The organism is Mycolicibacterium arcueilense (genome assembly GCF_058536225.1).
The window spans coordinates 46,345-59,153 of the sequence record NZ_JBZTYL010000012.1; the positions used below are offsets into that span (position 1 = coordinate 46,345).

A 12,809-nucleotide genomic window follows, 5' to 3' on the forward strand; every position below is an offset into this window, starting at 1 on the left:
CCGCCATGGTGAGCGCCGGGCCGATCGTGGCCGACTTGTCTGCCGAGAGCGATGTACTCGACGCCCTGGTGGCCGATCTGCCGCCCGAGCGCTGGGCCACCGCCACGCCGTCCGAAGGCTGGACCATTGCCCATCAGATCGCCCACCTGTTGTGGACCGACCGGGTGTCGGTCATCGCGATCACCGACCAGGCCGGCTTCGATGCCATCTTGGCCGAAGCGATGCAGGACCCGACGGGGTTCGTCGACGCCGGCGCCGAGGAACTCGCGCTGACTCCGCCCCAGCAGCTGCTCGCGGACTGGCGTGCGACCCGAGCCCGGCTGCACACCGAACTCGTGAACGTGGAAGAGGGTCGCAAGCTGCCCTGGTTCGGTCCGCCGATGAGCGCCACCTCGATGGCCACCGCCCGGATGATGGAGACCTGGGCGCACGGTCTCGACGTCGCCGACGCGCTCGGGGCGCACCGGCCCGCCACCGCCCGCCTGCGCTCGATCGCCCATATCGGGGTGCGCACAAGGGATTTCGCGTTCACGGTCCACGGGCTGACCCCGCCCGCCGAGCCGTTCCGGGTCGAGCTGACCGCGCCCGACGGCTCGCTGTGGGAGTGGGGACCGGCCGACGCACAGCAGCGCGTGACGGGATCTGCCGAAGACTTCTGCATGCTGGTCACCCAGCGCCGAGCGCCGGCCGAACTCGACGTGACCGCCGTCGGCGACGACGCCGCCAAGTGGTTGACGATCGCGCAGGCCTTCGCTGGGCCTCCGGGCGCCGGGCGCGGCTGAAGCTCGTCGTCAGCAATCGACTCTGCGCTCGGGGCGTGAAAGTGCGAGTGGCCCAAGCCCTCACCGCAGAGTCGGCGCTCAGGACACCGAATCGGCGCGGCCGTCGCCGTCGGTGTCCGCCAACTTCAGGTCCCAGCGCCCGTCCCCGTCGGTGTCGACGTATGCCAGGTTCCCGGCCAACGCCCGATCGGCCAGGCCGTCCCCGTCGACGTCGATCAACCGGTCGTCCATAGCGCCGTCGCCATCGAAATCGACCACCGGCCCACCCGTCTGTTCGACCCCGTCCAAACCGAACCAGCGCACCTGCCCGGACCGGTCCACCCTCACCGCCCAGATACCCGAACCGTCGTCGGAGAAATGGGTCTCGGCCTGTCCGTCGTCATCGGTGTCGAGCACCATCCGCTCGGCGATGCCGTCCCCGTCGAAATCGGCCATCACGTCGTCGATCCGGCCGTCCCCGTCGAAATCGAGCCCGATGCCGTCGGGGCTCCCGTCCCCGTCCACATCCATATCCGGCGCACCGGTGAAGATGGTCGCGGTTCCGTCGGGCTCACCCAGGCAGTAGTCCATGTCTGATCAGACGCATGATCAGCTCCTGGCGTTCCACCATTTCAACAATTCGTCGATGGCCTGCTCACGCGACAGCGGTCCATGGTCGAGCCGGAGCTCCTTGAGGTACTTCCAGGCCTCGCCGACCTGCGGGCCAGCGGGGATGCCGAGGATCTCCATGATCTCGTTGCCGTCGAGATCCGGCCGGACCCGCTGCAGATCTTCTTTTGCCGCCAGCTCGTCGATCCGGTTCTCCAGATCGTCGTAGTTGGCCTGCAACCGCGCCGCCCGACGCTTGTTCCTGGTGGTGCAGTCCGCGCGGACCAGTTTGTGCAGCCGGCTCAGCAGCGGGCCGGCATCGGTGACGTAACGCCGCACCGCCGAATCGGTCCACTTCCCGGTCCCCTTGTCGTCGGCGTAGCCGTGGAACCGCAGATGCAGGTAAACGAGCTGCGACACGTCGTCGACCATCTGCTTGGAGTACTTGAGCGCGCGCATCCGCTTGCGGGTCATCTTGGCGCCGACCACCTCGTGGTGGTGAAAACTCACGCCGCCGTCGGATTCGTGCTTGCGGGTCGCGGGCTTGCCGATGTCGTGAAGCAGTGCAGCCCAACGTAATACGAGATCCGGACCCTGATCCTCGAGATCCACCGCCTGCCGCAGCACCGTCAGCGAATGCCAGTACACATCCTTGTGCTGATGGTGTTCGTCGATGGCCATCCGCATCTTGCCGACCTCGGGCAAAACAACCTCGCCCAGCCCGGTCTGCACCATCAGATCGACGCCGGCCACCGGGTCGGCACCGAGCAGCAGCTTGTCCAGTTCGGCGGCGACCCGCTCGACGGTGATGCGTTCCAACTGCGGAGCCATCTCCAGCAGCGCCTCGAGCACCCGCGGCGCCACCCCGAACCCGAGCTGCGACACGAACCGGGCCGCACGCAGCATCCGCAGCGGATCATCCCCGAACGACACCTCCGGCGCCGACGGGGTGTCGAGGACCTTGGCCTGAATGGCCGCCAGACCGCCCAGGGGATCATGGAATTCGGCCGGACCGTCGGCCGTGATGCGCACCGCCATGGCGTTCACGGTGAAGTCGCGGCGCACCAGGTCGTCATCCAGGTTGTCGCCGAATTCGACCGTCGGGTTCCTTGACACCTGGTCATAGCTGTCAGCCCGGAACGTGGTGATCTCGAGCCGGTGCTCCACCCCGCCCACCCGCTTGCCCACGCCGACCGTGCCGAACTCGATCCCGGTCTCCCACAGCGCGTCGGCCCACGGACGCAGGACCTTCAGCATCTGCTCGGGGCGGGCGTCAGTGGTGAAATCGAGATCACTGTGACCGGTCAACCGGCCCAGCAGCGCATCGCGCACACTGCCGCCGACCAGATACAGCTCGTGGCCCGCCTCGGCGAACACCGCACCGAGCGCGCGCAGCACCTCGGCGCGGTGGTTCAGCGCGACCAGCGCGCCGGCCAGCAATTCGGCATCAGTAACAACAGCGTCGGACACGTTCGATGAGCCTAATGCTCGCGGTGTGGTCACAACCGGCGAGTGCGGCAGGAGGCCAACCCCATGGCAGCTACTATCGCTTGGGTGTCGGACGGCGAACAGGCCAAACCACGACGGCGCCGCAGCCGGCGTCGTGGCCGTCGTCGTGCACAAAGGGCGGCGGGGCCACCGGCCGGTGATCAGGGCAACGATGCCGAACGCCACACCGACGGCCCGGGCGAAGCTCCCGTCAGCACCGCAAATTCCGCCCCGACCCCGCGTGACCAGTCCAAGCAACGCAAGTCGCGTCCTCGTCGACCACCGGAACGGCTGCGCACCGTCCACGAGACGTCGGCAGGCGGCCTGGTCATCGACGGAATCGACGGACCAAAGGACACCCAGGTGGCGGCGTTGATCGGCCGGGTCGACCGGCGCGGCCGGATGCTGTGGTCCCTGCCCAAGGGGCACATCGAGCTCGGCGAGACGGCCGAACAGACCGCGATCCGCGAGGTCGCCGAAGAGACCGGTATCCGCGGCGACGTGCTGGCCGCGCTCGGCAGCATCGACTACTGGTTCGTCACCGAGGGCCGCCGGGTGCACAAGACCGTGCACCACTACCTCCTGCGCTTCCAGGGCGGCGAACTGTCCGACGACGACGTCGAGGTGACGGAGGTCGCCTGGGTCCCGCTGCGGGATCTGGCGTCCCGGCTGGCCTACGCCGACGAGCGCAAGCTCGCCGAGGTGGCCGGAGAGCTGATCGACAAGCTGCACACCGACGGGCCGGGCGCCCTGCCGCCACTGCCCCGCAGCGCGCCCCGGCGGCGTCCCCAGACCCACTCGCACGCCCGCACCCACCGCCGCGACGACTCTGCCCAACCCCAACCCCAGCCCCGCCGGCGCACGAACGGATGCGGACAGGGGCCGTGACCGCCGCCCCGGCGGTGCGCCGAGGGTTCTCCCTCCTGGCGCACACAGTGGTGCTTGTGGCGGTGGTGTTGTTGTTCTCGGTGTGGTCCACCGCCGCGCTGCCGGTGCTGCTGCCGCGCGCGAGCGCCAGTGAACCGGGAGCGATGCCGTTTCTCCAGATCCGCATCGACCGCGTCACCCCCAACGTCGTCACCACCACGAGTGAATCGGTGCTGACGGTGACCGGGGCCGTGCTGAACGTCGGAGACCGGCCGGTGCGCGATGTGGACATCCGGATGGAGCACGCGCGCGCGGTGACCTCATCGAGCCAGCTGCGCACCGACCTCACCGGAGATGTCGACCGGTTCGAGCCGGTAGCCGACTTCGTCACCGTGGCACCCGAGATGGATCGCGGCCAGTCGGTGGGCTTCACCCTCTCCTATCCCTTGCGCTCCGAAGGCCCCGGGTCACTGCACATCAGCGAACCCGGCGTCTACCCCGTCCTGATCAACGTCAACGGGACACCGGATTACGGTGCCCCGGCCAAACTCGACGACGCCCGCTTCCTGTTGCCGGTCCTCGGGGTGCCGCCCGACCAGGCCGCCGACAACGCACCCGAATCGATGTCGGCCGCCGACACCCTCAACTCGGTGGTGCCGCCCGACACCTCCCACCCGGTGCGAATGACCATGCTCTGGCCGCTGGCCGACCGGCCACGACTGGCCCCCGGAGCCCCCGGCGGCACCACGCCGGTGCGGTTGGTCGACGACAGCCTCGCCGCGTCCCTGGCCCCCGGCGGGCGCCTCGACACCCTGCTGTCGGCAGCCGACTTCGCGACCGGGCCGACCGTCGACTCCGGTGGCCAGCTGCGCGCCACCTTGTGCCTTGCCGTCGACCCGGACCTGCTCGTCACGGTCAACGCGATGACTGGCGGCTACGTCGTCAACGACGGTCCCGACGCCGGGGCAGCCACCCCGACGCGACCCGGCGCCGGCCAGGAAGCCGCCGTCAACTGGCTGAACCGATTGCGCGGGCTGGCCGGGCGGCTCTGCGTGGCACCGACCAACTACGCGCAGGCCGATCTGACCGCACTGCAACGGGTCGGCGATCCGGGTTTGAGCGCGATCGCGACCAACGGCGCCGGCGACATCGTCGATCAGATCCTGGGTGTCACCTCGGTCCGGGGTGCCAGCATCCTGGGTGACGGTCCGCTCACCCGCCCCGCGCTGGACCTGCTGGCAGCCCAGGGTCAGACGGTCGCCATCTCGGCCACCCAGATCGCCGCCCAGGATTCGGCGACCGGCGCCCCCGAGACCGCCGACGTGACCCCGCAGCGGTACCGGCCGGAGGTCGTCGCGGCCGGATTCGACCCGGCGGTCGGTGCCGCCCTGGCCGGTGCGGGTACCGATCCGGTGGCGCCGTCCTACCTGGATCCGTCGCTGGAGATCCCGGTTCGTCACGACTCGCAGACCGCGCGGCGCCAGGACGCGCTGGGCGCGCTGCTGTGGCGGGGCCTCACCCCCACCGAGGAGCCCCGGACCCAGATCCTGATGCCGCCGCTCGTGTGGTCGCTCGACGCCGACGATGCGCAGGCCATCCTGACCTCGGTGGCCACCACGATCCACGCCGGGCTGGCCGTACCGCGCCCTCTGCCCATGGTGATCGCCGAGGGCAACGCCGCGCCGCCCGAACCCGTGCAACCCCCGCCGCCGGATTCCCTCGGCAACCCGCGCAGCGCCATCGACGAGAACATCAGCAGCGGCATCGCGGCGGCGGTCAGCCGGCTGTGGGGACTGACCGCGGCGCTGACCACCGATGAGCGCACCGGGCTGACCGGCATGCAGTACACCGCGCCGCTGCGGGAGGACATGCTGCGGGCGCTGAGCCAGTCGGTGCCGCCGGAGGCCCGCGAAGGGTTGGCCGAGCAGCGGTTGCAGACCGTCGGCCGCAGTGTGAACGACATGTTCGGCGCGGTCACGATCGTCAACCCCGGCGGGGCCTACACACTGGCCACCGAGCGCAGTCCGCTGCCCCTGGCCCTGCGCAACGACCTGCCGGTTCCGGTCAGGGTCCGGCTGCACGTCGACGCACCGCCCGGGATGACCGTGACCGACATGGGCGAGATCGAACTGCCGCCCGGCTATCTGCCGCTGCGGGTGCCGATCGAGGTGCACTTCACCCAGCGGGTCGCCGTCGACGTCAGCCTGCAGACCACCGAGGGACTGACACTCGGTGAGCCAGTCCGGTTGTCGGTGCACTCCAATGCCTACGGCAAGGTCCTGTTCTTCATCACCCTGTCGGCCGGGGCCGTGCTGGTGGCGCTCGCCGGACGCCGGTTGTGGCACCGCTTCCGCGGCCAACCCGACCGTGCCGACCTCATCCCGCCGGGCGAGCATCCCGACCCGCTCGACGTCGCGATGGCGTTCAACAACGACGCCGGCGCTGACGAGGCTGACAAGACGCCTGCCACCCCGCCGTCCCCGCCGGCGCCTGCGACGAGTCCGGACCGACCCCGATGACCTCGCCCGACCAACCAGCGGCCCGCCCACCGGGTCCGCCGAGGATTCCGCATGCCACCGGCCCGATCCGGCCCGCCGGGCGTGCCGAGCTTTCCGATGCCGCGGTCGTCTCGCGCTCGTGGGGGATGGCCTTCGCGACACTGATCTCGCGCATCACCGGGTTCTTCCGGTTCGTGCTCCTCATGGCCATGCTCGGCGGAGCGTTGACCAGTTCGTTCTCCGTGGCCAACCAGCTGCCCAACATGGTGGCCGCACTGGTGCTGGAGGCCACCTTCACGGCGATCTTCGTGCCGGTCCTGGCCCGTGCCGAACGCGACGACGCCGATGGCGGCACCGCGTTCGTGCGGCGGCTGGTGACCCTGGCCACGACGCTGCTGCTGGTCACCACAGTGCTCTCGGTGCTGTGCGCGCCACTGCTGGTGCGACTGATGCTGGGCAGTGATCCGAAGGTCAACAATCCGCTGACCACCGCGTTCGCGTACCTGTTGTTGCCGCAGGTGCTGTTCTACGGGCTCTCGTCTGTCTTCATGGCAATCCTCAACACCCGCAACGTCTTCGGTCCGCCGGCCTGGGCCCCCGTCGTCAACAACGTGGTGGCGATCGTGACGCTGGGCGTGTTCGTCCTGGTGCCCGGTGAATTCTCGATCGATCCGCCCCACATGGGCACGGCCAAGCTGCTGGTCCTGGGAATCGGCACCACCCTGGGCGTGGTTGCGCAGGCTGCCGTGCTGCTCGTGGCGATCCGCGCCGAGCGAGTCAGCCTGCGGCCACTGTGGGGCATCGACGACCGGCTCAAGAAATTCGGCACCATGGCCGCCGCCATGGTGCTGTACGTGCTGATCAGCCAGATCGGCCTGATCGTCGGCAATCAGATCGCCAGCGGGGCGGCCGACACCGGGCCCGCGATCTACAACTACACCTGGCTTGTGTTGATGCTGCCGTTCGGGATGATCGGCGTCACGGTGCTCACCGTGGTGATGCCGCGCCTGAGCCGCAACGCGGCCGCCGACAACATTCCGGCCGTGCTCGACGACTACTCCCTGGCCACCCGGCTCACCATGGTGACGCTCATCCCGGTGGTAGCGATGATGACCGTCGGCGGGCCCGCCATCGGCAGCGCACTGTTCGCGTACGGCAACTTCAGCGCCTCCGACGCCGGCTACCTCGGCATGGCGATCACCCTGTCGGCCTTCACGCTCATCCCTTACGCGCTGGTGCTGCTGCAGCTGCGGGTGTTCTACGCGCGCGAGAAGCCCTGGACGCCGATCGCCATCATCATCGTGATCACCGCCGTCAAGATCATCGGCTCGATCATCGCCCCGCACCTGACCGACGACCCCAACATGGTGGCCGGCTACCTGGGGCTGGCCAACGGCTTGGGCTTCGTCGCCGGGGCCGTCATGGGTTACGTGCTCCTGAAGTCCAACCTGCGTCCGCGCGGCGGCCGGTTACTGCGCGACACGGTGATCCGCACCATTCTGGTCACCATCGCGGCGTCGTTGGTGGCAAGCCTGGTGGCCCATACCGCCGACCGGCTGCTGGGCCTGGACTCACTGACCGAGCACGCGGGCGCCGCGGGTTCGCTGCTGCGACTGCTCGCCCTCGGCGTGATCATGGTCCCGATCATCGCCGGGGTGATGATCGCCGCCCGGGTTCCGGAGGCGCAGTCGGCGCTGGCAATGGTCCGCCGCCGGCTCGGGCGAGGGCGTCCCGCCCCGGTACCGGGGGCCGGACAGGTAGCCATGCAAACAATTGCGCCGCCCGTCGGGCCTCAACCTGCAGCGCCCGTCACGTACCCTGATCAGAGGAATTCTTCTCCCACTGGGTGGCCGTCAAGCCCGGCAGCCGCCGGAGGCGGGACTCCGGCACACGTTGCCGGAGCGGGGATGTGGAAAGGATCACCGGTGACCGACGAATCTGCGGACGACGCGGCACTGGACGCCACCTCGAGTTCCGGGATGACAACGGATACGACGAAGTTGCCGCGTCCGGCCGCCGACGAGTTCCAACCGGATGTGGCGCCTGCCGGTTCGGCAACCATCCCGTCGGACGAAGGCACCGGTTCCGGCGAACCCGCCGCGAGCCGGTCGAACGGGGCGACGCGTCCGCTCACCGACTACGGCGGTGACCCGACCCGTGAGCCGATCTCGTTCGCACCGCCGCACGATGCCGCGTTGGAATCGGCGGACGACGATGTGCACCTCATCCCCGGGGCGACCATCGCGGACGGCCGCTACCGGCTCCTGGTCCCCCACGGTGGTCCGCCGCACCTGCAGTTCTGGCAGGCCCTCGACACGGCGCTGGACCGTCAGGTGGCGCTGACCTTCGTCGACCCGGACGCCACCATGCCCGACGCGCAGGTGCAGGAGATCCTCTCTCGCACCCTCAAACTCAGCCGCCTCGACGTTCCCGGTATCGCCCGGGTGCTCGACGTGGCGCACAGCGGATCGGGCGGCCTGATCGTCTCGGAGTGGATTCGCGGCGGCTCGCTGGCCGAGGTCGCCGATACCTCGCCGTCCCCGATCGGCGGGGCTCGCGCCATCCAGTCGCTGGCCGCCGCCGCCGAGGCGGCCCACCGCGCCGGAGTGGCACTGTCGATCGACCATCCCAGCCGGGTGCGAGTGAGCATCGAAGGTGATGTGGCGCTGGCGTTCCCGGCCACCATGCCCGACGCCACGCCTGACGACGACATCCGCGGCATCGGCGCGGCGCTCTACGCGCTGCTGATCAACCGCTGGCCGCTGCCGGAATCCGGATCGCGCAGCGGGCTGGAGCCCGCCGCCCTGGACCCGGCCGGACAGCCGGTCGAACCGCGCGCCGTCGACCGCGATATTCCGTTCCAGATCTCGGCAGCGGCCGCCCGTGCCGTCCAGCCCGGTGGCGGGATCCGAAGCGCTCCAACCCTTTTGAACCTGCTACAACAGGCCACCGCCATCGCCGATCGGACCGAGCTGATGGCGGGTTCGGTCGAGGAGACGCCCGCCCCGGCAGCTCCCGTCCGCGCGCACGAGACCCCCGAAGAACACGAAGCCGCCGAGGCCCGGCGCCGCAAGGGCGTCATCATCGGGGTCAGCGTGGGTGCTGCCATCATCCTGGTGGCACTGCTGGTGCTGGCTTCCGTCCTCAACAGCATCTTCGGCGACGTCGGTGGCGGCCTCAACCGCGACGAGCTCGGCCTGAACGCCCCGTCGGAGAACAGCGAACAAACCCAGGACAATTCGTCGGCCGCCACCGGCAGCACGGTGAAACCCGTTCGGGCAACTGTGTTCTCACCCGAAGGTGAAGCCGATTCGCCGGCAACGGCCGGGCAGGCCATCGACGGCAACACCAGCACGGCCTGGTCCACCGACACGTATTCGGACCCGGCCCCGTTCCCCGGCTTCAAGAACGGCGTCGGCCTGATGCTGCAACTGCCGCAGCCCACCACGATCGGCGCGGTCACCCTCAACGTGACCAGCACCGGCACCTCGGTGCAGATCCGGTCGTCGCAGTCGGCCAACCCGTCATCCCTGTCCGACACCACCGAGCTGACGCCCACGACCCCGCTGAAGCCCGGCTCCAACACCATTTCGGTGAACAAGGCGTCGTCCACCTCCTACGTGCTGGTGTGGATCTCGACGCTGGGCACCGTGGACGGCAAGAGCCGCACCGACATCTCCGAGATCACCCTCAAAGCGGCCTCCTGAGACGTCATCCACAACAGCGATGGCTTCTTGACCTGGCGTAACGCCGTTCCGGGCAAACAAGTGTCCGGGCGGCTCCCGGACAGCGTTTAAGTTCAGCGTGTGGGAAGGTTCGGGGGGACCAGGAAGCCGGCGACGACGCAGCTGCGGGGGCATGACACCGCCACGCGTACTGATGCCGAACTGCTGGCCGCCCACGTCGCCGGGGATCGCTACGCGTTCGAGGAACTCGTTCACCGGCACCACGGTCAGCTGCGCCGGTTGGCGTTTCTGACCAGCCATCACCACGAAGACGCCGACGACGCCGTGCAGGATGCGTTGTTGTCGGCCCATCGCACGGCCGCGTCGTTCCGCCACGATTCGGCGGTCAGCAGCTGGCTGTACCGGATCGTGGTGAATGCCTGCCTGGACCGGGTCCGCCGGTCACGCCACCAGCCCACCTCGTCCGAACAGGAGCTCGACCACCTGCTGCACCTGCGCGACCCGGCCGGCGACCCAGCGCCCCGGGTTGCCACCGCGATCGTGGTGGAGCGGGCACTCATGCAGCTTCCGCTCGAGCAGCGCGCCGCCGTGGTGGCCGTCGACATGCAGGGCTATTCGGTGGCCGAGACCGCACTGCTCCTCGGGGTGGCGGAGGGCACCGTGAAGAGCCGGTGCTCGCGCGCCAGGAACAAGCTCGCAGGCCTGCTCCAGTACTTTGAAGGCGATGAACGGCAGCACACCCCCAGTGCCGTCGGACGGCCCGATTCCTGCTGAGCTGCTCGCCGATCTGCAGGCCGGGTTGCTCGACGATGACACGGCCGCACAGCTTCGCCGACGGGTACGCACCGACCCGATCGCCGGACCGGATGCCAGGAACACCCTGGCGGCCCTCGATCGGGTGCGTCGCGATCTGGCCCAGCTCGGCCAGGACCCCTCCACTGCTCCCCCGGTGCCTGCCGAGGTGAGTGACCGGCTTTCCGAAGTGTTGCGGGCCGAGCCTGCCCCGGCGGCGCCCGGCCGACGCTGGAAGGCGATCGCCGCCGTCACCGGGGCGAGCGCCGCCGTGGCCGCCGCAGTGGTGGGCGGGGTGGTGCTGATGCGCCCGGCGGGCCAGGCGCCGTCGACACTGACCAGCTTCGGCCGGATCACCGTGACACCGCCGCGTGGAGCGATCGGTCTTTCCGAAACCCAGATCCAAGGGCTGCTGTCGGTCCCGCCCGATCTGGGTCCGCTGACCGACCCGCAACGACGCAACGCGTGCCTGTCCGCACTGGGCTACCCCGCCGGCGTCGAGGTTGTCGGCGCTCGCCCGATGGACGTGGCGGGTCGCCACGGAGTGCTGTTGTTGATGCCACCGAATGCCCCCACCGACCCGGACTCCGTCGTCGGGGTCGTGGTCCCCGCGGACTGCGACGCCACTCATGCCGGATCGTTGGCAGACACCGTGGTCAAACACCCGGTGAAACGTCCGTAATGTGTCCTGCGAGCCAGGTGGGAACACATCCGGCCTAGGCTGACGTTGCAACCCGTGCCGAGTACGGCAGAAAGGCCTACATGTCCTCCTCAGCGACGGTCCACGACGTCATCATCATCGGTTCCGGCCCCGCCGGATATACCGCAGCCATCTACGCTGCCCGCGCCCAGCTCAAGCCGCTGGTGTTCGAGGGAACGCAGTTCGGCGGCGCGCTGATGACCACCACCGAGGTGGAGAACTACCCCGGGTTCCGTGAGGGCATCACCGGCCCCGAACTCATGGACGAGATGCGTGAGCAGGCCCTGCGCTTCGGTGCGGATCTCCGCATGGAGGACGTCGACGCCGTCGACCTCACCGGTCCCGTGAAGACGGTCACCGTCGGCGACGAGACCCACCAGGCGCGCTCGGTCATCCTGGCCATGGGTGCCGCCGCGCGCCACCTCGGCGTGCCCGGTGAGGAAGCACTGACCGGCATGGGTGTGAGCACCTGCGCCACCTGCGACGGCTTCTTCTTCCGCGACGAGGACATCATCGTGGTCGGCGGCGGCGATTCGGCGATGGAAGAAGCGACGTTCCTCACCCGGTTCGCGCGTTCGGTCACCCTGATCCACCGCCGCAACGAGTTCCGCGCCTCCAGGATCATGCTGGAACGCGCCCGGGCCAACGAAAAGATCACGTTCCTGACCAACACCGAGATCACCCAGATCGAGGGCGATCCGAAGGTCACCGGCGTGCGCCTGCGCGACATCGTCACCGGCGAGGAGTCCAAGCTCCAGGTCACCGGCGTGTTCGTGGCGATCGGTCACGACCCGCGCTCGGAACTCGTGCGCGGCCAGATCGATCTCGACGACGAGGGTTACGTGAAGGTCGCCGGCCGCACCACCGCGACCACGCTCGACGGGGTGTTCGCCGCGGGCGATCTCGTCGACCACACGTACCGCCAGGCCATCACCGCCGCGGGCAGCGGCTGTTCGGCTGCCATCGACACCGAGCGCTGGCTCGCCGACAACGACTGACCCTCAACAGATTTCGACCCGACAGGAGAGCTCCATGAGTGCGGACAGCGCAACAGTAACGGTCACCGACGATTCGTTCTCCAACGACGTCCTGACCAGCAGCACACCGGTATTGGTTGATTTCTGGGCCACCTGGTGCGGCCCGTGCAAGATGGTGGCCCCGGTGCTCGAGGAGATCGCGAGCGAGAAGGCCGGCGAGTTGCGGGTCGCCAAGATCGACGTGGACGCCAACCCGGCCACCGCGCGTGACTTCCAGGTGGTGTCGATCCCGACGCTGATCCTGTTCAAGGACGGCGCACCGGTCAAGCGCATCGTCGGCGCCAAGGGCAAGGCCGCGCTGCTGCGGGAACTTGCCGACGCACTCTGAGTTCACTCACACCCCACACACCCCGGATACGCCTGGCGTTTTC

Annotated in this window: 10 protein-coding genes; 8 read left to right on the top strand and 2 right to left on the bottom strand. The window is 69.1% G+C overall.

The features are described from left to right. Window positions 1–5: 5 nt before the first annotated feature. Window positions 6–782, top strand: a complete 777-nt coding sequence (locus AC4LGL_RS18040) for a TIGR03084 family metal-binding protein (RefSeq protein ID WP_491839970.1) — start codon at window positions 6–8, stop codon at window positions 780–782. A 78-nt stretch (window positions 783–860) separates the two neighbouring features. Here AC4LGL_RS18040 and AC4LGL_RS18045 read toward each other — a convergent pair whose 3' ends face one another. Then, window positions 861–1,352: a pullulanase gene (locus tag AC4LGL_RS18045; protein WP_491839971.1), complete on the bottom strand. Its 492-nt coding sequence runs from the start codon at window positions 1,350–1,352 to the stop codon at window positions 861–863. 18 nt (window positions 1,353–1,370) lie between these two features. Then, window positions 1,371–2,840 (bottom strand): CCA tRNA nucleotidyltransferase, encoded by a 1,470-nt coding sequence (locus AC4LGL_RS18050; RefSeq protein ID WP_491839972.1) that lies wholly within the window; start codon window positions 2,838–2,840, stop codon window positions 1,371–1,373. A gap of 84 nt (window positions 2,841–2,924) precedes the next feature. Here AC4LGL_RS18050 and AC4LGL_RS18055 point away from each other — a divergent pair, with 84 nt between their 5' ends. From AC4LGL_RS18055 to trxA, 7 genes are all read left to right on the top strand, one after another. Next, window positions 2,925–3,746, top strand: a complete 822-nt coding sequence (locus AC4LGL_RS18055) for an NUDIX hydrolase (RefSeq protein WP_491839973.1) — start codon at window positions 2,925–2,927, stop codon at window positions 3,744–3,746. Further along, window positions 3,743–6,244 (top strand): DUF6049 family protein, encoded by a 2,502-nt coding sequence (locus AC4LGL_RS18060; RefSeq protein WP_491839974.1) that lies wholly within the window; start codon window positions 3,743–3,745, stop codon window positions 6,242–6,244. The genes AC4LGL_RS18055 and AC4LGL_RS18060 overlap by 4 nt, the downstream gene beginning before the upstream one ends. After that, on the top strand, window positions 6,241–9,930 hold the full coding sequence (gene murJ / locus AC4LGL_RS18065; RefSeq protein WP_491839975.1) for a murein biosynthesis integral membrane protein MurJ: 3,690 nt from the start codon (window positions 6,241–6,243) through the stop codon (window positions 9,928–9,930). Before AC4LGL_RS18060 ends, murJ begins: the two co-directional genes overlap by 4 nt. Before the next feature lie 99 nt (window positions 9,931–10,029). Beyond that, the gene (gene sigM / locus AC4LGL_RS18070) at window positions 10,030–10,683 is read left to right on the top strand and encodes an RNA polymerase sigma factor SigM (RefSeq protein WP_491839976.1); all 654 of its coding nucleotides are present in this window, start codon (window positions 10,030–10,032) and stop codon (window positions 10,681–10,683) included. Then, window positions 10,634–11,383, top strand: coding sequence for an RsmA family anti-sigma factor (locus AC4LGL_RS18075; protein ID WP_491839977.1), 750 nt, complete (start codon window positions 10,634–10,636; stop codon window positions 11,381–11,383). Before sigM ends, AC4LGL_RS18075 begins: the two co-directional genes overlap by 50 nt. Window positions 11,384–11,463: 80 nt before the next feature. Further along, entirely contained in the window at window positions 11,464–12,399 is a 936-nt protein-coding gene (trxB, locus tag AC4LGL_RS18080) for a thioredoxin-disulfide reductase (protein ID WP_491839978.1), read from the top strand. 34 nt (window positions 12,400–12,433) lie between these two features. Then, entirely contained in the window at window positions 12,434–12,766 is a 333-nt protein-coding gene (trxA, locus tag AC4LGL_RS18085) for a thioredoxin (RefSeq protein WP_055119196.1), read from the top strand. Window positions 12,767–12,809 lie beyond the last annotated feature (43 nt).